At 71.1% G+C, this 25619-nt stretch carries 21 protein-coding genes and 2 pseudogenes; 6 read left to right on the top strand and 17 right to left on the bottom strand.

Annotated features, from left to right (window positions below):
* Positions 1-33 precede the first annotated feature (33 nt).
* From OG202_RS18200 to OG202_RS18155, 10 genes and pseudogenes are all read right to left on the bottom strand, one after another.
* Positions 34-783: a hypothetical protein gene (locus tag OG202_RS18200; RefSeq protein ID WP_443052257.1), complete on the bottom strand. Its 750-nt coding sequence runs from the start codon at positions 781-783 to the stop codon at positions 34-36.
* Between the two features lie 190 nt (positions 784-973).
* Positions 974-2776: a glycoside hydrolase family 3 protein gene (locus OG202_RS18195; RefSeq protein ID WP_328223133.1), complete on the bottom strand. Its 1803-nt coding sequence runs from the start codon at positions 2774-2776 to the stop codon at positions 974-976.
* Between the two features lie 455 nt (positions 2777-3231).
* Positions 3232-4158 carry an MHYT domain-containing protein gene (locus OG202_RS18190; RefSeq protein WP_326582661.1) on the bottom strand — a complete coding sequence of 309 codons (927 nt, stop codon included), beginning with the start codon at positions 4156-4158 and terminating at the stop codon, positions 3232-3234.
* A gap of 212 nt (positions 4159-4370) precedes the next feature.
* On the bottom strand, positions 4371-5177 hold the full coding sequence (locus OG202_RS18185; RefSeq protein ID WP_326582662.1) for a sugar phosphate isomerase/epimerase family protein: 807 nt from the start codon (positions 5175-5177) through the stop codon (positions 4371-4373).
* Positions 5178-5350: 173 nt separating this feature from the next.
* Positions 5351-6889 (bottom strand): FAD-dependent oxidoreductase, encoded by a 1539-nt coding sequence (locus OG202_RS18180; protein ID WP_328223132.1) that lies wholly within the window; start codon positions 6887-6889, stop codon positions 5351-5353.
* Positions 6890-6937: 48 nt separating this feature from the next.
* Positions 6938-7228 carry a CDGSH iron-sulfur domain-containing protein gene (locus OG202_RS18175; RefSeq protein WP_326582664.1) on the bottom strand — a complete coding sequence of 97 codons (291 nt, stop codon included), beginning with the start codon at positions 7226-7228 and terminating at the stop codon, positions 6938-6940.
* Between the two features lie 178 nt (positions 7229-7406).
* Positions 7407-8081, bottom strand: a pseudogene (locus OG202_RS18170) (methyltransferase); the annotation flags it as partial.
* 334 nt (positions 8082-8415) lie between these two features.
* The gene (locus tag OG202_RS18165; RefSeq protein ID WP_328223131.1) at positions 8416-9414 is read right to left on the bottom strand and encodes an iron-containing redox enzyme family protein; all 999 of its coding nucleotides are present in this window, start codon (positions 9412-9414) and stop codon (positions 8416-8418) included.
* A 264-nt stretch (positions 9415-9678) separates the two neighbouring features.
* On the bottom strand, positions 9679-9882 hold the full coding sequence (locus OG202_RS18160; RefSeq protein WP_327729620.1) for a CsbD family protein: 204 nt from the start codon (positions 9880-9882) through the stop codon (positions 9679-9681).
* Between the two features lie 338 nt (positions 9883-10220).
* A complete protein-coding gene (locus OG202_RS18155; protein ID WP_326582668.1) occupies positions 10221-11264 on the bottom strand; it encodes a LacI family DNA-binding transcriptional regulator in 1044 nt (347 codons plus the stop codon).
* Positions 11265-11499: 235 nt separating this feature from the next.
* On the opposite strand from OG202_RS18155, the gene OG202_RS18150 reads away from it, so the two are divergent.
* Genes OG202_RS18150 through OG202_RS18140 form a run of 3 tightly spaced genes read left to right on the top strand, consistent with a single transcriptional unit; the run spans position 11500 to position 14632 of the window.
* Positions 11500-12651 carry a Gfo/Idh/MocA family protein gene (locus OG202_RS18150; RefSeq protein WP_326582669.1) on the top strand — a complete coding sequence of 384 codons (1152 nt, stop codon included), beginning with the start codon at positions 11500-11502 and terminating at the stop codon, positions 12649-12651.
* On the top strand, positions 12648-13802 hold the full coding sequence (locus OG202_RS18145) for a dihydrodipicolinate synthase family protein (RefSeq protein WP_328223129.1): 1155 nt from the start codon (positions 12648-12650) through the stop codon (positions 13800-13802). Before OG202_RS18150 ends, OG202_RS18145 begins: the two co-directional genes overlap by 4 nt.
* 32 nt (positions 13803-13834) lie before the next feature.
* Entirely contained in the window at positions 13835-14632 is a 798-nt protein-coding gene (locus OG202_RS18140) for a sugar phosphate isomerase/epimerase family protein (RefSeq protein ID WP_326585818.1), read from the top strand.
* A 52-nt stretch (positions 14633-14684) separates the two neighbouring features.
* On the opposite strand, the gene OG202_RS46535 is transcribed toward OG202_RS18140, so the two are convergent.
* Positions 14685-16814 (bottom strand): eCIS core domain-containing protein, encoded by a 2130-nt coding sequence (locus OG202_RS46535; RefSeq protein ID WP_443052256.1) that lies wholly within the window; start codon positions 16812-16814, stop codon positions 14685-14687.
* 66 nt (positions 16815-16880) lie between these two features.
* On the opposite strand from OG202_RS46535, the pseudogene OG202_RS18130 reads away from it, so the two are divergent.
* Positions 16881-17199, top strand: a pseudogene (locus OG202_RS18130) (hypothetical protein).
* A gap of 63 nt (positions 17200-17262) precedes the next feature.
* Here OG202_RS18130 and OG202_RS18125 read toward each other — a convergent pair.
* Genes OG202_RS18125 through OG202_RS18115 form a run of 3 tightly spaced genes read right to left on the bottom strand, consistent with a single transcriptional unit; the run spans position 17263 to position 19305 of the window.
* A complete protein-coding gene (locus tag OG202_RS18125; protein ID WP_328223128.1) occupies positions 17263-18258 on the bottom strand; it encodes a helix-turn-helix domain-containing protein in 996 nt (331 codons plus the stop codon).
* Positions 18259-18265: 7 nt separating this feature from the next.
* Positions 18266-18454, bottom strand: a complete 189-nt coding sequence (locus OG202_RS18120) for a DUF397 domain-containing protein (protein WP_327729623.1) — start codon at positions 18452-18454, stop codon at positions 18266-18268.
* Positions 18451-19305 (bottom strand): helix-turn-helix domain-containing protein, encoded by an 855-nt coding sequence (locus tag OG202_RS18115; RefSeq protein ID WP_328223127.1) that lies wholly within the window; start codon positions 19303-19305, stop codon positions 18451-18453. The genes OG202_RS18120 and OG202_RS18115 overlap by 4 nt, the downstream gene beginning before the upstream one ends.
* Positions 19306-19461: 156 nt before the next feature.
* On the opposite strand from OG202_RS18115, the gene OG202_RS18110 reads away from it, so the two are divergent.
* Together OG202_RS18110 and OG202_RS18105 are read left to right on the top strand one after the other, a co-directional pair.
* The gene (locus OG202_RS18110; RefSeq protein ID WP_328223126.1) at positions 19462-19938 is read left to right on the top strand and encodes an ATP-binding protein; all 477 of its coding nucleotides are present in this window, start codon (positions 19462-19464) and stop codon (positions 19936-19938) included.
* Positions 19939-20120: 182 nt separating this feature from the next.
* Positions 20121-21071 (top strand): hypothetical protein, encoded by a 951-nt coding sequence (locus OG202_RS18105; RefSeq protein ID WP_326582676.1) that lies wholly within the window; start codon positions 20121-20123, stop codon positions 21069-21071.
* A 347-nt stretch (positions 21072-21418) separates the two neighbouring features.
* Here the strand turns inward: OG202_RS18105 and OG202_RS18100 are convergent, their stop codons facing one another.
* Genes OG202_RS18100 through OG202_RS18090 form a run of 3 tightly spaced genes read right to left on the bottom strand, consistent with a single transcriptional unit; the run spans position 21419 to position 25547 of the window.
* A complete protein-coding gene (locus OG202_RS18100; protein WP_326582677.1) occupies positions 21419-22543 on the bottom strand; it encodes an ABC transporter ATP-binding protein in 1125 nt (374 codons plus the stop codon).
* On the bottom strand, positions 22536-24308 hold the full coding sequence (locus OG202_RS18095) for an ABC transporter permease (RefSeq protein WP_326582678.1): 1773 nt from the start codon (positions 24306-24308) through the stop codon (positions 22536-22538). Before OG202_RS18095 ends, OG202_RS18100 begins: the two co-directional genes overlap by 8 nt.
* Positions 24309-24338: 30 nt before the next feature.
* On the bottom strand, positions 24339-25547 hold the full coding sequence (locus OG202_RS18090; RefSeq protein ID WP_326582679.1) for an ABC transporter substrate-binding protein: 1209 nt from the start codon (positions 25545-25547) through the stop codon (positions 24339-24341).
* Positions 25548-25619 lie beyond the last annotated feature (72 nt).

Here is a 25619-nt window from a genome sequence, read left to right as displayed (position 1 = left end):
CGGAGAGGTGTTCGACTCAGGCCTCACGCCTGCTCACACCGGCACCGCGCACCCCACCGGCCGGTCCCCGCCCAGGCGCACATACAGATCGGTCGTCGCCGGGCACTGCGGCTTCGTGTCGACGGCCGTGGTCACCTCGTACTCCGGATCGTGCTTGCCCGCGCCGTCGCAGGCGGTCTCGCGGACCTCGCCCCGCCCGGCGCTGTAGACGCAGTCGCCGACGATGGTGCGGGGACCGCCCCCGCCGCCGGGGTCGCCCGGGTGCGGCGGCTGGAGCCCCCGCATACAGGCGTAGCCCTGCGGCACGGAACCGTCGCCGTCCTCGTCCTCGGAGGACCCACCGGACCCACCGGACCCACCGGACCCACCGGACCCGCTGGATTCGCCGGACCCACCGGACCCGCCGGAGGAGGGCCGGGACTCGCTGATGTGGAGGACGAAGTCGGTGGTCGGCGGGCAGAGCGGCCCCTGCCCCACCCGGCCGTCGTGTCGCGCCACGACGCGGGCGGCGGCCCGCTCGCTGGCGCAGGGCACCTCGGTGAAGCTGGTCGTCCCGAACGAACTGCACTCGTCGATCCCGAGGAACACCGTCCCGTACCCGGACGGCCGGATCGGCGAGATAGTGGTCGTGGTCGTCTGTTCCTCGGGTTCCTGACCCACCCCGCCAGACCAGGACTGACACCCCGGGAGCGCGGCGACGGCCAGGACGACGGCAGCCACGACCACCCCTGTACGCACGCTTCGCACGCGACGCACTCCTCGCACGCGACGCAACCCTCGCATGGCCACCCCCCGATGAACCCCCGTCCAGCGTGACCCTGTGGAGAGGGTCACGCCAGACGAACCGTGCGCTTTGCGTCACTTGGGGGTGGTGCGCGAGGAGTGCGGCGTAGGCCCCGTACGTCAGGGTCCGTACATCAGGGTCCGCACGTCAGGGTCCGCACGTCAAGGTCCGCACATCAGGGTCCGCAGGTCAGGGTCCGTACGTCAGCCCGTGCCCGATCGGGTACAGGACTCGCGCCGGGTCGTCGGCCCGCTGCACCGGCACCGGCAGCTTCCCGCGCGGTGTCACCCGCCCGGCCAGCACCCGCGCCGCCGCCCGCACCTCGACGTCCGTCCAGGAGTACGACGCCAAGTAGCCCTTGACGTCGGTCAGTTGGGCAACGTCGTACGGGTTCCGGACCGCGACCGCCACCACGGGGACCCCGGTGGCGAGGAGCCGTGCGACCAGGGTCCGCTGGGTGCTGGTCGCCGTCACGTTGTACGTCGCCACGATCACCGCGTCCTTGCCCTGCGCGGCGGCGACGGCCCGGTCGATGACGGCCTGCGTGGGTGCCGTACCGGTCGACAGGCTGCTCGTCGTGAAGCCGAGGGAGGCGAGTTCGGCGGCGAGGACGGTCGTCGGCGGTCCCGTGGTGCCCGACGGGGACGCCGGATCGGCGCCGACCACCAGCACGTTCCGGTGCGTACGACGGGACAGCGGCAGCAGTGAGCCCTCGTTGACCAGGAGTGTCGTGGTCCGCTCGGCGATCCGGTCGGCGGCGTCTAGATGCCGCGCGGTCCCCACCACCCGGTCGACGCCCGCGTCGCTCACGTACGGCCGCTCGAACAGCCCGAGCTTCGCCTTGAGCCGCAGGATGCGGAGAATCGACTCGTCGAGGCGGGCCTCGGTCAGCTCGCCGGCGCGTACGGCGGCGAGGACGGCGTTCCACGCCACGTCGATGGACGGCGGGTTGAGGAGCTGGTCGACCCCGGCCTTCAGCGCCAGCACGGGAACCTGGTCGTCGCCGTACTTCTCCCGTACGCCCTGCATGCCGAGCGAGTCGGTGACGACGACCCCGTCGTAGCCGAGCTGCTGCCGCAGGATGCCGGTGAGGATCGGGCGGGAGAGGGTGGCCGGGTCGCCGGACGGGTCCAGCGCGGGGACCATGATGTGCGCGGTCATGATCGAGTCGATGCCGGCCCGGATCGCGGCCCGGAACGGCGGGGCGTCGAGGGCGGTCCACTGTTCCCGCGTGTGCTCGATGACCGGGAAGCCGTAGTGGCTGTCGACGGCCGTGTCCCCGTGCCCCGGGAAGTGCTTGGCGGTGGCCGCGACCCCGGCCCCCTGATACCCCTTCACCTGCGCGGCGACGAGCCCCGAGACGGCCTGCGGGTCGGCCCCGAAGGACCGTACGCCGATGACCGGGTTGGCCGGGTTGACGTTCACGTCGGCGACCGGCGCGTAGTCCTGCCGGATGCCGATCGCCCGCAGCTCGGCGCCGCCGATGCGCCCGGCCTCGCGGGCGTCGGCCCTGGAGCCGCCCGCGCCGAGGGCCATCGCGCCCGGCAGGAGCGTGGCGGGCCTGCCGACCCTGGCCACGATGCCGTGCTCCTGGTCGGTGGAGACGAGGACGGGCAGTCCGCGGGGAAGGGAGAGGGACGCGCGCTGAATGCCGTTCGAGAGACCGGCGATCTGGTGCGGGTCGCGGGTGTTGTGCGCCCAGGAGAAGTAGATGATCCCGCCGACCCGGTACTTCGCCAGCAGCTCGGCGGCCGTCCGGACGCCGAGCTCCTGGAGGTTGGCATCGATGTCGGCCTGGTCGGGCGCGGTCGCCGAGTGCCCGTAGACCCGCATCACGAAGAGCTGGCCGACCTTCTCTTCGAGAGTCATGCGCGAGATGAGGCCGCGGAGTCGCTTGTCGTGGGGGGTGCTGCCGGCCTGTGCGTCGGTACCGAGGGCCAGGGCCGCGGTGACGCCCGCCGTGGTGGCGAGAACGGTACGTCTGGAGGGCACGTGCGCTCCTTCCGGAGGGATCCGCTGAAGGAAACTTCCAAGGTGTCACGAATATCCAGGAAGTTTCTTCCGGTCAAGGGAACGCACGGCGACGCCACGCCCGAGGGGCCGTCACCGGCGCTGTCGGAGGGGGCGCGCCGGTGACGGCGTGCTGCCGGCCGCAGGCGGCGGAGAGGGTTGGTCAGCGATCGCAGCCAGCAGCGAGGCCGACACCGCACTGCGGAGACTCGTCCGACAGCATGGCGGTTGGACGGGGAGGGGCGGGTTCGGGTTCCCCGGATCGGCCGATTCCAGGAAGTTGGTACTGGTGGGGGCGGTGATGCGGCGGTGGAGGAACGCCTGGAGCCCCGCCTCCTGCCGGAGCCGCGTAACCGCGGGTGAGTGGGGGTGAGTGGGGAACTGCGTGACCAGCCCCCACCCGCCCGCACTCACGCACCTCGCGCGCTTCGATCTCCTCACCACTGCTGAACGCGGCGCCCCGTGCTCTGCGGCTGCTGGGGGGACCGGCGGGTCGGAGGCTCGAAGAGGGAGCCGGGGGTGTCGTCCGGGTGTTGCAGCGGCACGTCGGGGCGGTCGGCTTGCCGAGGCTGGTGCGGGGCCTTGGGCTCACGGTTTCGCCCGCGCGAGGTGGACCGTTCCCAGTCGCCCTCGCCCAGCACGAGCATCGGGTCGAACATCACGACCACGCCCGCGAGAAGGAGGAAGAGGACGGGCCCCATGAGCATGGGCAGGAGGATCGACGTGGGCGACTCGCCGGTGAGCGTGCCGGGGACCGTGCCGTGCAGGTGCACCCCCACCGCGGCCATGCCGGTGTAGTGCATGCCGGACACGGCGACCCCCATCACCAGGCTGGCCCCCAGGCTGGTGAGGAAGCCCCGGATCGACACGGCCGCCCAGAGCGCGGCGGTCGCGGCGGCGATGGCGATGCCGACGGACAGGGCGACGACGGCGATGTCGTACTGGATGTAGCCGTTCAACTGGATGGCGGCCATGCCCAGGTAGTGCATGGCGGCCACCCCGAGCCCGGTCACGCACCCCGCCGAGCACAGCGTGGACGTGCTGACGCCGCGATAGCCCACGGCGAAGACCCCGACGCCGACGACCGCGACGGCCACCACCAGGCTGAGCACCGTCAGCCCGACGTCGTAGTGGATCTCGCTCTCCTTGACCCGGAAGCCGATCATCGCGATGAAGTGCATCGTCCAGATGCCGCAGCCGATCGACGTGGCCCCGAGGGCCAGCCAGCCGGGCTTCCAGGACTGTTCGTTGTAGATCGACCTGACGACGCAGCGCAGTCCGAGCGCCGCGCCCAGGCAGGCCATGACATAGGCGGCCACCGGGGTGACCGCGCCGTAGCTGAAACCGTCGACCGTGCCTTGCATATGCCAATTCCCCCCGATGCGTGGCCAGTTGCCCATGGCCGGCTGCGGGAGGTAAGTCTGCGGTAAGGACGTGCCGCAGCGCTCCGTTTTCCAAGAGTTACTGTCGGTACTTGTTCGGCGGTGGATCGGCTTTGGGTGACTCGATGGCGATTCGCGGGCAAAGCCTGGACGGAAGCGGCCTGAGCTTGATGATTCAAGCTCAGGCCATCGCTTTACGCCGCGTCGTTGAGGAGCCGTCCGAGGTGCTCCCGGCCCGCCGCCAGCAGTTCGGGCAGCGGCGCGGCCGCCTCGTACCACCGCTTCTCGTACTCCCAGCAGATCCACCCGTCCCAGTCCTTGCGGGAGAGGAGCTCGACGCACTCGCCGAGCGGGAGGACGCCCGCGCCGAGCGCGACCGGGGTGGTGTCGTCGGGGGAGGCGATGTCCTTGACCTGGACGTAACCGAGGAAGGGGGAGAGGGCGGCGTAGGACTCGGCGGGCTGTTCGCCGCCGAGCCAGGTGTGCATCACGTCCCAGAGGGCGCCGACGCTGCCGTGGCCGACCGGGCCGAGCACGCGGATCGCGTCGGCGCCGGTGCGGTGCGAGTCGTGGGTCTCCAGCAGGACCCGTACGCCCCGGTCGGCCGCGTCCTCCGCCGCCGTGCCGAGCCGCCGTGCCGCGACGGCGTCGGCCTCGTCCGGGCTCTGGCCGCCGGCCAGGTCGGCGCCGGGGAAGACGCGGACGAAGGGGGCGCCCAGGTCCCGGGCCAGGTCGAGGAGTTCGCGGATCTCGTCCAGGACGGGGCCGTCCTCGCCCGGCGCGGCGACTCGCGCATAGCCCGCGAGCCCCAGGATCTCCACGCCCGCCGCCTTGAACTCGGCGGCCACCTCGGCCCGTTCCCCGGCCCCGATCCCCGGATGCACCGGCTCCTCGGGATGGGCGCGCAACTCGACGCCGTGATAGCCGTGCGTGACGGCGAGCCGTACGACGTCGGCGATGGGGAGGCCGGGGACACCGAGGGTGGAGAACGCGAGTTTCATGCCTTCGGACCGTACACGTCGGCCGGGGAGGTGCGGCACCCCGCCGGGGTGTGGGGCGCGGGTCGGCTGTCGGTAAGGGCTGCCGGGGCGCTTCCCCCGTTTCCAGGCGCCGGTCCGGGCCCGCCGGGCCCGGCGGTGAGGCAGTCGTCCGTTCGGGCGGGTAGAAGTCCGGTTCAGATGTCCCGCCGCTCCAACGGCTTCGTCGCGGGTCCTTGGACGATCCGGCCCTCGGTGTCGAAGCGGGAGCCGTGGCAGGGGCACTCCCAGGCGCGTTCGGCGCGGTTGAAGGCGACCAGGCAGCCCAGATGGGTGCAGCGGGCGGAGACGGCGTGCAGCGAGCCGTCCTCGTCCCGGTGGACCGCGCAGTGGTGGCCGCCGACCCGGACGACCGCACCGTCCCCGGGGGCGATGGCCTCGAGGGAGGCGTCCCCGGCGGCCGGGCCGATCCGGTCGCCGACGAAGTGGCGGGCGACCTGGGCCTGGTGCCTGAGGAAGCTCGGCGCCTCACGCACCGCGCTGAGCACCCGGCGCGGGTCGTACAGATCGCTCCACGGCACCTTGTGCCCGGTGATCTGCTCGGCCAGCAGCCGCCCGGCCATGATGCCGCCGCTCATGCCCCAGCCGCCGAACCCGGTCGCCACCCAGGTGTGCCGGCTGCCCGCGTGGAAGGGGCCGACGAGCGGCACGGAGTCGGTGGAATCGTTGTCCTGCGTAGCCCAGCGGTGGGTGAAGTCGAGCGGTCCGAAGCGCTCGACGGCCCAGTCCGCGAGCAGCCCGAACCGTTCGTCGACGTCGGCGGTGCCCGGCGTGAAGTGCTCCCCGGTGACGATCAGCAGCCGCCGCCCGTCCCCGTACGGGGCGGTCCGCACCGAACGGGTGCGCTGCTCCTGCGTGAGGTACATGCCGTGCGGGTCGGCGCCGGCCGGGATCGGCGCGGCGAGGACGAGTTCGCGGCGCGGGGAGAGCCGGGTGAAGAGCAGCGCCCGGTCGAAGACGGGGTAGTGCGTGGCGACCACGACGTCCTTGGCGGTCACCGTGAACCCCGCCTCGGTCGTCAGCCGGCACGGCGTGCCCTCCCTGAGCCGCACCACCCGGGTCCGCTCATGGACCGACGCGCCCTGCCGCACCAGATCCTCCACCAGCGCCAGCAGGTACTTACGGGGATGGAACTGCGCCTGCTCCTCCACCCGCACCGCCCCCGCGACGGGGAACGGCAGCCCCGTCTCCGTCACGAACCCGGCGGGCAGCCCGGCCTCCCGCGCCGCCTCCGCCTCGGCCCGCAGCTCCTCGACGCGCCCCTCGTCCTCGGCGTACGTGTAGGCCACCGCGTCCTCCCAGTCGCACGCGATGTCCAGCTCCTCCACCAGCGCGGCGGCGTGCCGGACCGCCTCGCTCTGCGACCGGGCGTACAGCGCGGCGGCCTCGGTGCCCCGGGTCCGCCGCAGCCGGTCGTAGATCAGCGTGTGCGACGCCGTCACCTTGGCCGTCGTATGCCCCGTGACCCCCGCCGCGACCCGGTCCGCCTCCAGCAGCGCCACGCGCCGCCCCCGCCGCGCCAGCTCCCACGCGGTGGTGATCCCCGCGATCCCGGCCCCCACCACCGCCACGTCGACGATCAGATCCCCGTCCGGCGCCGGGTGCTCGCTCTCCTGTGGCGCGCTCTCCATCCAGTACGACCGCTGCGTCGGCTGCGCGTGCTGTGTGGGCTGCATGGCTTCGGGGTCCCTTCAGGTGGGCGGCGGCTGGGTGCGGGGGTCCCTTCAGGTGGGCGGCGGCTGGGCGCGGCGGGGGGCGTCGCCTGCCCGCCGTCGTTCGCCTGCCCGCCGTCGTTCGTCGGCCTGCCGTCGTTCGTCGGCACCGGCCCGTCGCCGGTGGCTGGTGTCGCACCACGGGTAGATCCGGCTGTGACGACAGGTGCACAGGGCCACGCAGAAGCGGTCCGACGACACGGTCGTCCCGTCCTCCAACGTGACCTCGACCGGCCCCTCGACGAGCAGCGGGCCGGGGCGTTGCAGGGTGACGCGGCGGCGTTCAGCGGGGACGTTCGGCACGGATGATCACCAGCTCTTCCTTCTCGTCGCCGGCACCGGTGACGCTGTCCCCGCTGCCGCTGCCGCTGCCGCTGCCGCTGCCGCTGCCGCTGCCGCTGCCGCTGCCGCTGCCGCTGCCGCTGCCGCTGCCGCTGCCGCTGCCGCGGCGGGTGTGGGTGCGGGTGCCGCCCGCGCCGTCCCCCTCGGCCCCCAGCAGCCCGCGACCGCGCAGCCAGTCGCTCCGCGACCGCAGGACGGGCCCGAACGCGACCCGGCGGTGGTCGACGACGTCGGCCCGCAGCCCCGCCGTCCGCAACTGCGCCAGCGTCCGCGCCGCGTCGCTCAGGGCCGAGTGGACCAGCAGCAGCACCCCACCGGGCAGCAACAGCGACGGCGAGTCCCGGCAGATACGGTCCAGCACGAGCCGGCCGTCCCACCCGCCGTCCCATGCCCGGGCGGCCCCTCGGGCGGGCCGGTACCCGTCGGGCCTCGGCGCCGCTCCCGGCCCGGGACCCGGCCCCCGTCTCCGCGCCGGCGGCGGGCCCGGCACGTACGGCGGATTGGACAGGATGAGGTCGAAGGACCGCCCCGACACGGGGGCCAGCAGGTCTCCCCGGACGACCGTCATCGGCTGCCGCGCCAGTACGGCGTTGACCTTGGCGTTGAGCACGGCCCGCCAGGAGATGTCGACCGCCGTGACCAGCGCGCCCCGCCGCGCCGCGGCCAGCGCGACGGCTCCCGTCCCCGTACCGACGTCCAGCACCCGGGCTCGCGGGGCGAGGGCTTCGCGCCCCAGGGCGTGGACCAGGAGATCGGTGTCGTCCTGCGGGGCGTAGACGCCGGGCAGCGACAGGGGCAGCGAGAGCGGGATCACGGGGAGAGGCCTCCAGGTCGCTCAGTGGGCCGGTCGACCGGTCACGGTCGTCCGATCACGGTCGTCCGGTCGGTCGGCCGTCCGGTCACTTGGTCCTCCGGTCCTCCAGTCCTCCGGTCCTCCAGTGGTCGTTCGGTCCTGCGGTGGTCGTCCTGTTGGCCGGTGGTCGTCCGGTGGTCGTCCGGTGGTCGTCCCGTCCTGCTCCTGTCCGCCGGTGGCCGTCCGGATGCCCGGTCACCTGGTGGCCGTCCGGATGCCCGGTCACCTGGTGGTCGTCCGGCCGTCCGGCGGTGACCCCCTGCCTGTCCGGCCATCCGGTCCGGTCGTCCGCGCGTCATCGGACCGGCGTCCGGAGCGACGACCGGCCCGCCCGCCACGCGCCGAGAAGGCGGTCGGCGAGGGCGTCCTCCAGGTGGTTGGTGGCGTCGACGCCGAAGGCCACGTCGGGGTCCAGCTGGGGTTCCTCCTCCAGCAGCCCGGCGACGACCTCCCGCCGGACGATCTGCTCGTGGACGGCGTCGGCCTCGACGTGCTCGTCGTAGAAGTGCTCGGCGGCGGCACCGGCCCCGGTCCGGCGCATGGCGCGGGCGAGCCGCCGGGAGCCGGGGGAGGAGGTGATCTCGACCGTGGCGAAGTGTCCGACCAGGGCGCCGCGCAGGGCCCGGTGCAGCCCGAAGAGGGACATCAGGTTCACCAGGGCGAGCGCCTCGGCACCGGCGGCGTCCACGTAGCGGCCGTACGCCGGGTCGAGACCCAGGTCGGTCATGAGGTCGGCGAACAGACGCGCGTGCACCCGCTCGGCCCGGCCCCCGCCGAACTCGTCGAACTCCACCGCGGCCATCCCCGCCTTCGCCCGCCCCCACAGCCGGGGCAGCACCCAGGCGTGCGGGTCGGCCTCCTTCAAGTGGTACAGCGACCGCTGCGCCGCGTACTCACGCACCTGCCACAGCTCGCCCTCGTCCTGCAGGAAGTCACCGACCCCGCCCCCCTCGCCGCCCGCCGGTTCCACGAGCAGCTCGTCGAGCGCCTCCCGGGCGGTCACGTGCAGGGTCGCTCGATCGCGCAGGCTTTCGAGGAACGGCCACTCCAGGGCCGCCCGGCAGCGCAGCAGCTCCGGGTCCCATTCGAGGTCGGGGTCGACGTCGGCGAACCCCCGGTAGTGCAGTTCGTAGCAGAGGTAGAGGGCGAGCTGGAGATCGTCGCCGAAGGGGTCGGCCCCGGCGATCTCGCGGCTGTCGGGCGGCGGTCCCGTCCCCCGCAGACACTCCATGACCGCAGCCGAAACCGGGCCCCTGCTCTCCGGCAGCGCCGGACCTGCCACCCGGGTCTCCATGCGCGCCGGGTACCCGTGATGCGCGCGTACTCACCTGTAAGCCCTGCTCGCGCCGCCTGTACGCCCTGCTCGCGGCGCGTGGGCGCATCCGTTCTCCGGGCGTGCGCGCAGCTGCTCGCGGCGCGTGGGCGCATCCGCGCGCTGGGCGTGCGCGCGCATTTGCTCGCGGCGCTCATGACGAAGGGGGCTCCCTGCGCAAGGGAGCCCCCATCCACGGGCCGTGGGCCGCGGGCCACAGGCCGCCGGCCGTACCCGCGTCCGTACTTACATACGGTCGCGCTTCGCCGAGCGCTGCGTCTCCTGAATGCGCTCCTGCGCCTGGCCCTTCGCCTTCTTGGCCTCGCCGCGCGCCTGCTGCATCTTGCCCTCGGTCTGCTGCTCGCGGTTGCCGGTGACCTTCCCGGTCATCTCCTTGGCCTTGCCGGTGATCTTGTCCATACTGCCCTTGCTCTTGCCCTTGGCGGCCATGGTTTCCTCCTTGACGATGGGGGGTGAGGCGATGGCTCTCCCGCCCAACGTAAGACGCACCGATGACTGTCGCGAACCGAAGAGTCACACTCCGTGAGGTTCCCAGGTTGTGGGGCCGCCCGGATCTCCCCGCGCCGGAACCGCGAACGCCCCGAAGAAGTCCGCTGAGGCATGGAGTCCTTCCAGTCCTACCTCTACTCGCTCCTCTTCGTGGTCCTCACCATGGCCCGGCTGCTGACCCCGATGGTCGTCCTGGCCTCAGCCGTGGCACTCGCCCCGCGCGCGCGTCACCGCGAGCCGGGCGGCGGATGGCGCCTGCCGGACGCCGGATCGTGCGCTCAGGACTCCCGAGGCGCCCCGCTTGACCCCCGCACCATCAACTCCCCCCGCACCGTGGCGATCCCGCCCGGCGGCGGCTCCTCCCGCCCCATGGCGATCCGCCCGGCCCGGGCCCCCGCCTCCGTCAGCGGCAGCCGTACCGTCGTCAACGCGGGCACCGCGTCGATACTGAAGGGCAGGTCATCGAAACCGGCCACGGAGACGTCGTCCGGAATCCGCAGCCCGGAGTCCCGGAGCGCCGCACAAGCCCCCAGCGCCACCGTGTCGTTGGCGGCGACCACGGCGGTCAGCGACGGATCCCGTCGCAGCAGCTCCAGCGTCGCCTCGTACCCGGAGAGCCGGTCATAGCGCCCGTACACCGTCCACCGGGGATCGTCCTCGATCCCGGCCGCGGCCAGCGCCGCCCGGTGCCCCTCCAGCCGGTGCCGGGTGGTGGTCCGCTCCTCCGGCCCGGCGATGTATCCGAGCCGCCGATGGCCCAGCCCGATCAGATGCTCGGTGAGCAGCTGACCGCCGCCCCGGTTGTCGAAGGTGATCGCGATGGCCTCCGGCGTCGGCGGCCGTCCGCACAGCACCACCCGCGTCCCGGCCTCCGCCAGCTTCCGCAGCTTGTTGCCGACGGCGGCGAGATGTGCCGGATCCTCGATGGCCCCACCGGTCAGCACGACGGCGGCGGCCCGCTGCCGCTGCAACAGCGTGAGATACGTCAGCTCGCGCTCCGGGGAGCCGCCCGTGTTGCACACCACGCCCAGCCGCTCCCCGCCCGCGCGTCCGCCCGGCCCGCCGATCTCGGACTGGATGGCCGCGGCCATGATCCCGAAGAAGGGGTCGGCGATGTCGTTCACGAGGATGCCGACCAGGTCGGAGGTGGCGGCGGCGAGCGCGCTCGCGGGACCGTTGAGGACGTACTCCAGCTCGTCCACGGCCTTCAGCACCCGCTCACGCGTGGACGCGGCCACCGGATAGTTGCCGTTGAGTACCCGGGATACGGTCGCCGGCGACACCTGCGCACGGGCCGCCACGTCCGCCAGGGTCACAGTCATTTTTGGTTGTCCTCCGGTGCGCGTCTTGTTCGGGCTGTCGGGGAACCATACGGCCGCGATCGCCGTTCGCCCCCTCGAACAACTCGACCCCCTCGCGGTCTTGTCCAGACCGCTGCTCAGAGGCTAGCTTCTCATTGGATAGAAAGCGCTTGCTGTGACGCTCACCCTTTCGTCGGGCGTACGCGGCGCCGGACGCGTACGCACAAACGAACGCACACCAACGAAAGGACCGGCCGTGACACGCAAAACCGTACGGATCGCCATGAACGGCGTGACGGGACGCATGGGCTACCGCCAGCACCTGGTCCGCTCGATCCTCGCCATTCGCGAGCAGGGCGGCCTCGACCTCGGCGACGGCACCGTGCTGTGGCCCGAACCGATCCTCGTCGGCCGCCGCGAGCACGCGCTGAAGGCGCTCGCCGAGCAGCACGGCCTGGAGCACTGGGCCACGGACGTGGACGAGGTCCTCGCCGACCCGACCGTGGAGATCTACTTCGACGCCCAGGTCACCTCGGCCCGCGAGGAGGCGATCAAGAAGGCGATCGCCGCCGGCAAGCACATCTACACGGAGAAGCCGACCGCGACGGGCCTGGACGGCGCCCTGGAGCTGGCCAGACTGGCCAACGCCGCAGGCATCAAGCACGGTGTCGTCCAGGACAAGCTGTTCCTCCCGGGCCTGCTGAAGCTCAAGCGCCTCATCGACGGCGGCTTCTTCGGCCGCATCCTCTCCATCCGGGGCGAGTTCGGCTACTGGGTCTTCGAGGGAGACTGGCAGGAGGCCCAGCGCCCCTCCTGGAACTACCGCGCGGAGGACGGCGGCGGCATCGTCGTCGACATGTTCCCGCACTGGGAGTACGTGCTCCACGAGCTGTTCGGCCGCGTGAAGTCCGTCCAGGCCCTCACCGCCACCCACATCCCGCAGCGCTGGGACGAGCAGGACAAGCCGTACGACGCCACGGCCGACGACGCCGCCTACGGCATCTTCGAGCTGGACGGCGGCGCGATCGCCCAGATCAACTCCTCCTGGGCGGTCCGCGTCAACCGCGACGAACTGGTGGAGTTCCAGGTCGACGGCACGGAGGGCTCGGCGGTGGCAGGCCTGCGCAACTGCCGTGTCCAGCACCGCTCCGCCACCCCCAAGCCGGTGTGGAACCCCGACATCCCCGCCACCTACTCCTTCCGCGACCAGTGGCAGGAGGTGCCGGACAACGCCGAGTTCGACAACGGCTTCAAGGCGCAGTGGGAGCTGTTCTTCCGGCACGTCTACGCCGACGCGCCCTACCACTGGGACCTGCTGGCCGGCGCCCGCGGCGTCCAGCTCGCCGAACTGGGCCTGAAGTCCTCGGCCGAGGGCGTCCGTCTCGACGTACCGGAGATCTCGCTGTGACGATCCGACTTCCCGGCGCGGACGGGCTGTTGAAGCCCTACACCCCCCGCACCGAACCGCTCGCCCTCTCCACCGGCGCCCCCTTCACCTCCCGTACGGTCTTCTCGGCGGCGCACGTCGTCGCCGACCCGTACGCGGACGTGTCCCCGGATTCCCCGGCCGCCGTCGACTGGGACGCCACCCTCGCCTTCCGCCGCCACCTCTGGTCGCACGGCCTGGGTGTCGCCGAGGCGATGGACACCGCGCAGCGCGGCATGGGCCTCGACTGGGCGGGCGCGGCGGAACTGATCCGCCGCAGCGCGGCCGAGGCGAAGTCGGTCGGCGGCCGTATCGCCTGCGGCGTGGGCACCGACCAGCTCACGGGCCCCGCCTCCTTGGTGGAGATCCGCAAGGCGTACGAGGAGCAGCTGGCGCTCGTCGAGGAGTCGGGCGCCCAGGCGATCCTGATGGCCTCGCGCGCGCTGGCCGCAGCCGCGACGAGCCCCGAGGACTACCTGGAGATCTACGGCCACCTGCTCCGCCAGGCCACCGAGCCGGTCGTCCTGCACTGGCTCGGCCCCATGTTCGACCCGGCGCTGGACGGCTACTGGGGCTCGTCGGACCTCGACGCCGCCACGGACACCTTCCTCGCCGTCATCGCCGCCCACCCCGACAAGGTCGACGGGATCAAGGTCTCCCTGCTGGACGCCCAGCGCGAGATCGACATCCGCCGCCGCCTCCCGCAGGGCGTCCGCTGCTACACCGGCGACGACTTCAACTACCCCGAGCTGATCGCGGGCGACGAGAAGGGCTTCAGCCACGCCCTGCTCGGCATCTTCGACCCGCTGGGCCCGCTGGCGGCGGAAGCGGTACGGGTGTTGGACACGGGTGACGTGAAGGGCTTCCGGGAACTCCTGGACCCGACCGTCGAGCTGTCCCGCCACCTCTTCCAGACGCCCACCCGCTTCTACAAGACGGGCGTGGTGTTCCTGGCCTGGCTGGCCGGCCACCAGTCGCACTTCACGATGGTCGGCGGCCTCCAGTCGGCCCGCTCCCTCCCGCACTTCGCGCGCGCCTACGAACTGGCCGACGGCCTGGGCCTGTTCCCGGACCCGGCGCTGGCGGAGACCCGCATGAAGAACCTGCTGTCGCTGTACGGAGTGGCCCAGTGAGCACAGGACTTGAGCGCTTCAGCATCAACCAGATGACGGTCAAGCAGCTGTCGATGCCCGAACTGGTCGCAGGCTGCGTGGAGTTGGGCATCACGGGCGTGGGCCTGTGGCGCGAGCCGGTGGCGGCGCACGGCCTGGACGCCACGGCCAAGCTGGTCCGCGACGCGGGCCTGACGGTCACGACCCTGTGCCGGGGCGGCTTCTTCACGGCCATCGACCCGGCCGAGCGGGCGGCGGCACTGGCCGACAACCGCAAGGCGATCGACGAAGCGGCGACCCTGGGCACGGACACGCTGGTCCTGGTCTCGGGCGGCCTCCCGGCGGGTTCGAAGGACCTGCACGGCGCACGGGAACGCATCGCGGACGCGCTCGCCGAACTGGGCCCGTACGCGGCATCGAACGGCGTCCGGCTCGCCATCGAGCCCCTCCACCCCATGTTCGCCTCGGACCGCTGCGTGGTGTCGACGCTCTCCCAGGCGCTGGACATCGCGGAACGCTTCCCGGCGGACCAGGTGGGCGTGACCGTGGACACCTACCACATCTGGTGGGACGACACGGCCCCGGCGGCGATCGCCCGCGCGGGCGCCTCCGGCCGCATCCACACCTTCCAACTCGCCGACTGGATCACCCCGTTGCCCCAGGGTGTCCTGACCGGCCGGGGCCAGATCGGCGACGGCGCGATCGACATGAGGGAGTGGAAGGGCTACGTCGAGGCGGCCGGCTACACCGGTCCCATCGAGGTCGAGCTGTTCAACGACGAGTTGTGGGCGGGCGACGGGCGGGAGCTGCTGGCCCGGACGGCCCAGCGTTTCGTGGAGCACGCGGCGTAGTGCCCGGGCGGCGAGCCAGGAGGGAGTGATGCCCGGCTCGCCGCCCGCGCCACTAATTTCTGAAGTACTTCTTGGCCATCGCCTTGCCCAGGGAGGTCAGGACGAGCCCCTGCCGGTTGATCTGCACGAGGGGCTTCGGGGTTTTCGCCTCCAGGACGGCCAGGCCCGCCTCCACCTGTTCCGTCGTGAGCCCCAGCTTCGCCGCGAGGTCGGCCCTGCCGGACTCCTGATCGAACGCGAGGGGCGACTGCCCGTGGAGTCTGGCCATGATGGCCAGCGCGTGCGGGTTCCCCGCCCACGCCGGCGCCGCCGTGGTCGGCGCGGCCGTCTGGGGCAGGGTGTTGACGGCCGCGGCGGAGGTCGAGCCGGCCTGATCCAGGCTCTTGAACGCGCGTTCGCTTTCGTTCTTCCAGTACCTGGCCGCCTCCGTCTCCTGGTTCGTACGGTAGCGGGCCAGGGCCTGCCGGATCGTGTCTGCGTAGTCGCCGCCGGTCGCCGGGTTGTGGGGCGCCCGGTAGGGGTTGTACGGGACACCGAAGTTGGCTGCCATATCCATGACGAAGTGGTACCGGTGGATGTCGGTGAGGTCCCGGCGGTAGTCCGTGTACCACAGCGCCATCAGCGCGTAGGCGATGCTCTCCTTCATCTGCGGGTCCGCGCCGGTGACATGGGCCAGCTTCATGAGCTTGCCGGTGGTGCGCGAGGGGCCGAGCGAGACCGGGTAACCGAGCCGACCCGCAGTGTTGACCTGCGGGTTCTTCTGGTTGGGGGTGGCCTTGTCGCCGCGGAAGGTCTGGTCGACCGGCTGCCGGTCGAGCTCTGGGCCGGCCCCCGTGCCGACGCCGTCGCCGGTCCAGCCGGGCAGGTTCACCTCGGAGGAGGGATTCTCGTCGCCCTTGAGGACGTACCCCTTGAACTCCTCCTGCGTCACCTCGACGTGTTGCTCCATCCCCTCGATCTTGTAGAGGATCTCGGCGACGTCGTGGATGGCGCTGATGAGCGTGGCGAACTTCTGGGGCTGGGGGTCGGAGAGGATGCCGGCGAGCGTCTTCTCGCCGTACTCGACGAAGGGGAGGTACAGGCGCCCCAGGGCGGCCAGTTGCTCCGTCGAGGAGTCGAGCTGCCTGGCCAGTTCCGTGCTCTCCTTGCGCCGGTCCGCGAGCCACGGGGAGAGGTGGGTGTTGATGTACTCCGCGAGTTTCTCGCGGATCTTCTCGTCCAGCACGACCGATTCCGCGATCTGCTTCTCGACGTCGGCCACGGGAAGCGCCTTGACCCGGTGCAGCACGGCGGACGCGGCTTCCTCGGGCGTCTTGTAGTGGCGCCACAGGGCGTCCTTGGAGCCCTCGGGACGGGCGGCGCCGGTCGCCGGCGGGTTGGTCTGCTTCGGCGCGGTTATCCATTCCTCGAGCACCTGGATGATGGCGGGCCTGTTCTCCCGGTTCTCCCAGGCATCGAGCAGCGGGGTGCCCTGCACACCGGTGAGGATCTTGTTGTAGGCGGCCTCGGCGTCCTGCTCGCCGTCGCTCTCCCTGGCCTTCGCACCCAGCGTCAGCACCCGCTGCACCGTGGGCTGTCCCGAAGCCTGCCCGCCACCGTCGGCGGGCGTCTCGACGGCTCCGCCGCGCGGCGGGCCGCTCATCACCCGCCGGGCCGTGGCCTCGGCCTCCTGCTCGAAACGGTCGGACGGGTCGGACAACCGTGTTCCGTCCCCCGTGTCGGTGCCCGCGACCGGGCCGCGCCGCTGCTGGATCACATGAGTCAGCTCGTGCGCGAGGGTGTGCCTGTCCGCCCCGCCCGCCCCGATCACCACATGGTTGCCGGACGTGTAGGCGCGGGCGCCGATCTCCGCCGCCGAGCGCTGGGCGACCGCGTCGGTGTGCACCCGGACGTCGCCGAAGCCGGCGCCGAGGCGCGCCTCCATCTCCGTGCGCAGAGGGGTCTCCAGCGGCCGGCCCCCCGACCGCAGGACCTCGTGCACGGTCGAGCGCTGTACCACGGGGCCGTGACCGCAGTGGGCGTCGTGCGTGTGCCGCTGCTCCTCGACGGCTCGGGCCACCGCGGCGTTGCCCGCCAGGCGCTGGAGCGCCAGCAGTGCGGCGGCGGGTCCCGGTGGCCCGTCCGTACGCCGCGCGGAGCCCGCCGTACGGGCCTTGCCGCTCCTCTGGTCCTGCGCGCGCACCGGGCTCCCCTCCATCGTGGACACAACTTCTCACCAGTACCGTCCGGACCGCGCCCGCGAAAGGACCTGGAGGGCAGCGAAGAGGGCAGGTTGGGCGCCCGCCTGGCGAGACACCTGGCCCTGAACCAGCTGCACACCTGGGGCATCCCGCACGGCTCGGAGGTTCGCCGTACGCCGGGCGGGTCCGCTGGACGACTCGGGCCTGGGCCTGCCCCTCGTCGACGACCTCGCCGACCGCCAACAGGTCCTGGACCGCGACCCACCCGGCAAGACCGTCCTGGCCGAGATCGACCTGCCCCGCCGGCTTTCCCTGGTCAGGCGCCTGTCGGCACCAGGGCGCGGATACGCCGGGCCACCTACGCCAGCCGTGGAGTGCGAGGCATAGCGCCGCGCCGGTCTGAGCGTGCGGTGCGAGCCCGTCTTCGTCTTTAGGAACGGTCGACAACTCCTATCCCGTCTCCCGCGCGGACCCCGCCCGCGCGCGGTACTCCAGGGGTGACACCCCGTACGCGCTCCGGAACGCGCGCGTGAAGTCGGAGGCGCGGACCAGGCCCCAACGGGCGGCGATGGTATGGATGGGGGTAGCGGCGAGATTGGCGTCCGCCAGGTCGCGGCGGGCGCCGGTGAGACGCTGGTCCCGGATCCAGGCCGCGACCGTCTCGCCGGGGGTGTCCTCCTGGAACAACCGGTGCAGATAGCTCAGCGAGATGTGATGCGCAGCGGCTATCACGGGCGGTGTCAGCTCCGGGTCGTGCAGGTTCTGCCGGATGAACGCCCGTATCCGGGTCGTCAGGGCCCGCTGCCGGGTCTCCGGCGGCAGCGCGTCCTCCGCCTCCAGCACCTGGGCGAGCCAGGCGGACAGCAGGTCGATCAGGACGGTGCCCAGCCTGGGCGCGTCGGACGGCCGGAGGGTGTCGGCCTGCTGCTCCAGGCCGGTGAGGAACCCGGTCAGCAGGGCGCCCACCCCTTCCCGCGCCGCCAGCCGTCGGCCCAGCAAGTGCCGGATGCGGGCCGGCGGCAGCGGCAGCAGCGCCTTGGGGAAGTCCAGGCCCACCCCCCAGACCACCTGACGGCCCAGGCCGACCGGTGCGTGTACCTCGTACGGCCGTGACGTGTCGCTCAACCACAGGTCGCTCGGGCCGTACGCCTCGGCCCGCCCCACATGCTCGAACCCCAGCCCGCCGCCGAGCACCAGCGACAGGTGATACATCTCCGGGTCGGACTGCCGCACCAGCTTCTCGGTACGCCGGAACCCGGTCACCAGATGCGCCGTCGGCCACACCAGCACCGGACCCAGCTCCATCAGCCGCTGCCGCGCCCAGAAGTCGTCGGCGAACTCGCTGCTCATGTGACTGGGCGCGATCGCCCGGTGCATCAACTCCCGCCAGAAGTCGAACCGGTGCTCCACAGGCACGTCGTCGCTCTGGAACACCGTTCCGATCACGTCGGGGTCAGTCCTGAGCGGCGTACGGGACGAACTCGGCCCAGGCGGTGGGGGAGAGGGTGAGCTGAGGGCCGGTGGTGTTCTTGGAGTCGCGGATGTGGATGGTGTGGGGGAGGGCTACGGCTACTTCGACGCAGTCGTCGCCGTCACCGCTGCTGTGACTGCTCTTGTACCAGGACAGTTCGCTGGTGCTCATAGGTCCCCTCGCATCCGCCGCAACAGGCTCGCAGAGTCCGGAATGGTGAGAGCCTGTGACCGCATCCTGGCATATCGGCTTAGGAGGACGCTGATCTCTTTTGTCTCGGCGACAAACATCCCGCCACGTTGACCTTCGCAGTACGCGAACCAGCGGTTCTCGGGTGTCTCCAACAGTCGGATGGGACCGGCCAGCCCGGCGTGCGACTCCCGGACGAGAGGCATGATCTGGATCTCCACGTTTCGCTGTTCGGCGATCTCCAGTACGTGATCGAGGAGTTCACGTGTGACGTCCACGCCGCCCGTGCGCCGCAGGAACAACTGCTCTTCCAGAATGAAGCTGAACGCGGTGTTCGGCCGCTCTCGAAGCAGGCGTTGCCGCTCGGCCCGAGCCGCCCACTGCTCCTCGATCTGCTGGTCGTCCAGCAAAGGCAGCCGATCGTTGAACAGAGTCCGTGCGTACGCCTCCGTCTGCAACAGCCCCGGTACCAAACGGCACTCGTAGGTATAGAGCGTGATCGCCGAAGTCTCCAGCCTGGCCCACTTCCTGAACCAAGCCGCCAACCCCGGCTGCCTCCCCAGATGCTGAGCCGCACGGACCAGCGCCCCGGTGCTCCCCAGCGCCCGATCCACCCCCTCCACGAACGCCGCATCCGGCATCCGCCTCCCCAACTCCACCGACGCCACCATGTGCTTGGAGTAACCGATGACGTCGGCCAACTCCTCGCGGCCCAGCCCCGCGTGCTCCCGCAACGCCTGGACCATCGCCCCGAACGTCCGCAGACTGTCGGAGGCCTCCGGCTCCCCGCCACCCATCCCCGTCGCCGCCATGCCGCCGCTGTCGGCCACCATGGGCCACCTCCCGCGCACCCGCCCGCCGAACCACACCGTTCCACGCCATGGTGACGGTACGTCACCAGTACCGTCCAGTGAGTAACCGCGTACGCTCGCGTGGCGTACGCGGCGCGGAGCTGGTGAACCGGCCTTCCCTCGGGCCACGCTGGCGGCATGACCGCACCGTCCGCCGTGCAACACGCCTTCACGGCACCGATGTTCACGCAACGCTTCAGCTCGACCCCGCTGGGCGCCCGCCTGGCGAGACATCTGGCCCTGAACCAGCTGCACACCTGGGGCATCCGGTACGGCTCGGAGGCGTCCGAGCGTGCCGAGGTGGTCGTGGCGGAGCTGGTCGCGAACGCGGTGACCCACGGCCGCGTCCCGGGCCGGGACTTCGAACTCCGCCTCTCCCTGCCCACCGGCTCCCTCCGCATCGAGGTCACCGACACCCGCGCCGAACGCCTGCTGCCGGGCCCTGGTGAGGTGGGCCCCGCCCGGCCGCTCGACGAGTACGGGCGCGGCCTCACCCTCGTGGAGGCCATGGTCGACCGCTGGGAGGTGCGGCACCGGAACCCGCCCGGCAAGACCGTACTGGCCGAAATCGATCTGCCTCGCTGGCTCTCCATGGTCAAGCGCATCCCGAGATGAACGGGGTGGAGGGGGGTGTGATGCCTGTCCCTGCCGGACTCAACAGACAGGAATCCTGTCGATCTCTACCGGCGGGTTGGGATATTTGACTCTGTGCGGGGCCTGTGAGGGCGGGTGAGACTCCCCACGCGGCGCTGAATCCGGGCAGCGGCTTCAGCCGAGTGCGAGAAGGGGACTCACGTATGACTTCGGAAAGAACGGCATCGGCCCCCGACGGGCCAAGGGGATATCAGGACGACCTTACGGACGGCATCCCGGGGAACGCCCGTAAGCACAAACGCCGTTCCCGATGGCTCAGTGGGAAGTTCCTGGCGATCTTCCTCGCCGTGGCGACGCTGCTGGGCGGCGGAACATGGTTTGCCGCGTCCCAGGGGCAGCAGGCGAGCGCGGCCGTCGACGACGGTAAGACCTTCCAGTTCCCGACGGAGAAACTGGATACCGCGATCGCCTACTGGATGAGCCGGGGCTTCCCCTTCGGCAGGCGGACCGACCGGATCGACATGACCGACCCCAACGACCCCACGAGCGCGACGACGAACCGGGTCGGCTTCATCATGCGCGGAGGCTTCTTCCTCGACGCCGCCTCCGGGGATCTCACCGAGTTCATCCGGAACATACCCGGGACGCAGGAGCCGCAGCTCCTTGAGTACGACATCGACATCCGGCCGACCCGGGGCACGAACCGCGGTGACGAGCGGATCGTCCGGGACAACGTCAACGGCTTCATCTTCTACACCCCCAACCACTACACGGATTTCCACCTCTATCAGTACCTGGAGGGCCCCAACGCATCGGACGTGACCATGCCCGTGCCCGCCCCCGTGTGCCGGGAGAGCGGCGGGGCCATCACCTGCCCCAACCCCACGGCGGGCGCCGCCGATCTGCGGGTCACGGAGGAGACGCCCACCGCCGAGGAACTGGCCGACCAGCCCGCCGAAGGGCCGGCGACCCCGGGCCCCGACAGCAACGACGACCCCGTCAACAACCCGGAGTTCGAATCAAGCAACAGCGACCTCCTGGGGATAGCGCAGCAGAGGGGCGACAACCAGGCGTCGGAGTGGGCGGTCCTCATCACCGCCCTCTGGAAACTGTTCCTGGACCCCAGTAACAGCAGTCCGAAGCCCGAGCTGTGAGCGCGGGCCCGCGCGCGTCTCACCCGGGCCCGTGTCCGGACCATGAGTGGTGAGGTGCCGTCTCCACCGGTGCGGCGCATGACCGCAGGGCCTCTTGGTGGCGCGGGGATGTCGAGATCCGCGATACCGGGAGGCCCTGTGGCGCCGCTCGTGGGTGCTCGCCGTTCCGCTGGAGGTGTTCGCCGGCATCGCCGCCGTCCTGCGGGACGAGGAGGAGGGCGGCGCGTGTACCCGGACGGATTCCGGCTCCGCGTACTGCTGTGTGGCACTCCCGGCGAACTCCCGCACCTGGCGGACCGGATGCGGGGAGCCGACGCCGGAATGTGAGCGCGCAGGGCGTCCCGTCGCTACGGGACCGTCAGCAAGTCCCGCTGGTCCTGCGGCAGTTCGACCTTGTCGGCGTAGAGGAGCGCGTGCCCCGGGTCGAAGACCAGTGCCACCTCCCCCGCCAACCCCCCGTTGGCGCTCAGCACCTGCACCACCTGGCCGCCGAGGCGGACGTCGTACTCGTAGCGGGAGCCGACGTAGGAGCTGGTGATGACCTGGGTGTCGAGCCGGTTCACGCCGGCCGGTGTCTCGGCCGAGGCCACGACCTCCAGGCGCTCGGGGCGGACGGCCACGGTGACGGAGTCGCCGGTCGGGACCCGCTGGTCGCTGTCGACCCGTACGATCTCCCCGCTGGCGTCGAGGAGCACGGTGTGCCGGGTGCCGTCCAGGCTGACCACCTTGCCGGTGAGGAAGTTGCAGCGGCCGACGAACGCGGCGACGGCGGGCGCGGCGGGCCGCTCGTAGATCTCGTGCGGCGTGCCGATCTGGATCATGTTGCCGCCCTCCATCACGGCGATCCGGTCGCTGAGCGCCAGCGCCTCGTCCTGGTCGTGGGTGACGTAGACGGTCGTGATGCCCAGCTCCTCCTGGAGCCGCTTGAGCCAGGCACGGGCCTGCTCGCGCAGCTTGGCGTCCAGGTTGGAGAGCGGCTCGTCGAGCAGCAGGACCGTCGGCGAGTAGACCAACGCCCGTGCCAGCGCGACGCGTTGCTGCTGGCCGCCGGAGAGCTGGTGGGGGTAGCGGCCGCTCAGCGCGGCCAGGCCCACCTTGTCCAGGGCTTCGTGGATCAGGGTCTTCTGTCTGTCCTTCGGCACCTTGCGGATGTTGAGGGGGAGGGCCAGGTTCTTCGCGATGGTCATGTGCGGCCACAGCGCGTACGACTGGAAGACCATGCCGAGGTTGCGCTCCTCGGGCGGGAGGAAGATCCCCGCCCCGGCATCCACGAACGGCTTCCCGCCCACCGCGATCGAGCCCTCCGTGGGCTGCTCCAGCCCCGCGATGCAGTTCAGCGTCGTCGACTTGCCGCAGCCGCTCGCGCCGAGCAGGGTGAAGAACTCGCCGTCCCTGATGGTGAAGGTGACATCGCGCAGGACGGAGTTGTCGCCGAACGTCTTGGCGAGGTTCTTGACGGTCACCTCAGGCATGGTGCTTTCCCTTCATGAGCAGTCCCGCGAGTGCGACGAAGACCGCGGTGATGCCGATCTGGAGGGTGGCCAGCGCGGCGACGGATCCGGCCCTGCCCTGCGTCCAGAGACTGAGCATGGTGGTGCCGAGGATGTTGTTGTCGGCCGAGCTGAGGAAGACGGCCGGGGAGTACTCCTTGAGCATGATCACGAAGGTGAGCACCAGGGCTCCGGCGAACGCCGGCGTGATCAGCGCCCGCAGGACACGGAAGAAGGTCATCAGCCAGTCGGCGCCGGAGACCCGGGCCGCGTTGTCCAGCTCACCGCCGATCTGCATGATCGCCGGGGCGACCGAGCCGAACGCGCTGGGCAGGGCCCGCATGCCGAAGGCGATGATGACGGCGTAGATCGTGCCCTGGAGGACCGAGCCCATCCCGAACGGGGCGAGCGCGAAGGCCCAGAAGAAGCCGATACCGATGATGATGCCGGGCAGGGACTGGGGGATGAGGGCGAGGTACTCGACCGCCCGGCCCCACCTGAACGTGGAGCGGCGGGCGACCATCACCGCGAACACGGCGAGGACACTGACCACCACCGAGCCGACCCCGGCCACGATGAGGCTGTTCCACAGCGACTGCACGTAGTTGTCGGAGTCGAAGACGAGCTCGTAGTTCTTCGTCGTGACCGTCCTGAACGGCGACTGGAGCGGCGTGAAGACGAGGGTGAAGGACCGCATCACCAGCCCCGCGATCGGGATCAGGGCGCCGACGATCACGTAGAACCAGATGCACGCGATGCTCACCCACTTCAGCCAGCCCAGGTCGAGCTTGCGCGGCCGGGTCACCTTGCCGCGCACGGACACGAACCGGGCCGCGTCCTTCAGCAGCTTCGCCTGTACGGCGACCAGGCTCAGCGTGACCACGAGGATCACCGTGGAGGCGGCGCCCAGCATCGTGTAGTCGGGATCCACCGACTGAAGTCCGTTGTGGTAGAGGAAGGTCGAGAAGACGTCGATGCTGACCGGCTGGCCGTACAGCAGCGGCACGCTCAGCGTCTCGATGGAGACGGAGAAGACGAGGATCGCGGAGTAGACGATCGGGGGCCGCAGCAGCGGGACGATCACCTGGGCGAGGATCCGGAAGGGGCCCGCGCCGCAGACCTGGGCGGCCGACTCCAGCGAAGCGTCCGACTGGCGGAGCGCGTTGGCGCAGAAGACGTACGCGATCGGGGCGAGCGCCACGGCCTCCGTGAGCGCCATGCCGGGGATCGAGTACAGGTTCCACGGCACCCCGCCGAAGACCTGCTGCACCTTGACGCTGACGAACCCGGCCGGGCCGTACATGATGATCCAGCCGAAGCCCAGGATCAGCGAGGAGATGAAGAAGGGCCACTGCATCGCCAGGGCGACCAGCCGGCCGCCCGGCAGCTTCGTGCGGACCACCACGATCGCCATCGGGATGGCGATGGCCAGGCTGAGGATCGTCGTCAGCGAGGCGAACAGCAGGGTGTTCAGGGCGACTTCACCGAACCCGGCCTTGGTGAAGAGGTCGGTGTAGCCGCTGAGGGTGAAGGCGCCGCCCGCCTCGTAGAGCGGGCGGTTGCGGATGCTCTGGTAGAGGGTCGGGACGATCGGGGCCAGCACCAGGACGGCGAGGAACGCCAGGACCGCGTACTGGACGACCGTGTCCCGTCCGATGCCGAGGGGTCGGCGGTAGCGCGGCGGCCTGAACGTCTCCGTGGGCGACTCGCCGGCGGGAGTGCGCGGCGGCTGGGTGAGGGTTGACATCTGTTCTGACTCCGATCGTCCCGGGGCTGCCTACTTGCGGAGTCCGTCGAAGCGCTCCTGCCAGGCGGCGGCGTCGTCCTTCGCGACCTGCTCGTACTTGACGTGGATGATGTTCTCCTCGCCGACCGCGTCGACGACCTCCTGGTAGGTGTGCAGGCCCTCGCCCTTCACGCCCTCGCGGTACGACGCCAGACCGCCCTCGGCGACCGCGCGCTGGCCCTCGTCGGAGAGGGCGAAGTCCAGGAAGAGCTTCGAGGTCGCCGGGTGCGGCGCCTCGGCGGCGATACCGAGACCGCGCGGCAGGACGACCGTGCCGTCCTTCGGGAAGACGATCTTCACCAGGCCCGCGCTGTCCTCGACGACCGGGTAGGCGGGGGAGGCGCTGATCAGGAAGCCGGCCGTGTACTCACCGGCGACGATCTTCTCCAGCTGGGTGCCGGAGGAGGTCTCCGGGCGGGTCAGCGGAAGGATCTTCTCCAGGTCGTCCCACGCCTCCGGGTTGCCCTCGGTGAGCGCCCGCGTGACGGTGAAGCCGAACGAGCCCTCCGGGTCGCGGACCGTCACCTTGTTCTTGAACTTGTCCTCGTCCGACGTGACGATCTTCGCGAAGTCCGTCAGCGTGGTCGGCGGGGTCTCCATCAGCGACGTGTTGTACGCGATCGTCATCGGGTCCTGCGACATCGAGTACACGCTCGGCAGCAGCTCCGCGCTCTCGCCCAGCTCCTCCAGCTCCGGCGACTTGTACTCCAGGACCGTGTCCTTGCGGGCCGAGAAGTCCGCCCACGCGGTCGCCGCGCTGGAGATCAGCACGTCCGCCGGGGAGGAGCCGGCCGCGTTCTCGGACAGGGTCTTCTGGAACAGCTCGTCGCTGTCCAGCTCGTTGACGGAGACCGTCTTGATGAAGTCGTACTTCTTCTTGAAGTCCCGGACGATCGGCGCCATGTTCTCGTCGCCGAGGTTCGAGTAGACGGTGAGCTTGCCGCCCTCCTTCTCCGCCGCCTCGATCAGGTCCGCGTAGTCCGCGGGGTAGTAGTCCGGCACCTGGCCCGCCGAGATCTTGTTCTCCGCCACCTTCGGCGCGTCCTCGGTGTCGCCGCCGCAGGCGGCCAGGGTGCCGAGCGCGAGGGTCGCGGCGAACGCCGCCGCGAGGGGGCGCCGGACGGGGCGCCGGTACACGGACGCCGCTCCGATGACGGGGCCGACGGTGTGCCCGGTGCCGCTGTGGCTGGATCTGGCCATGGTTCTCCTCCTGGCGCGTGCCTTCTGGCAGCTGTTGCCGGGAGGTTAGAGACCCAGGTCAGGCCGGTAAAT

It is taken from the genome of Streptomyces sp. NBC_00310, from assembly GCF_036208085.1.
GTDB lineage: Bacteria > Actinomycetota > Actinomycetes > Streptomycetales > Streptomycetaceae > Streptomyces.
The sequence above is the reverse complement of the archived record's forward strand: the minus strand, read 5'-3'. Positions and strand labels throughout refer to the sequence as shown.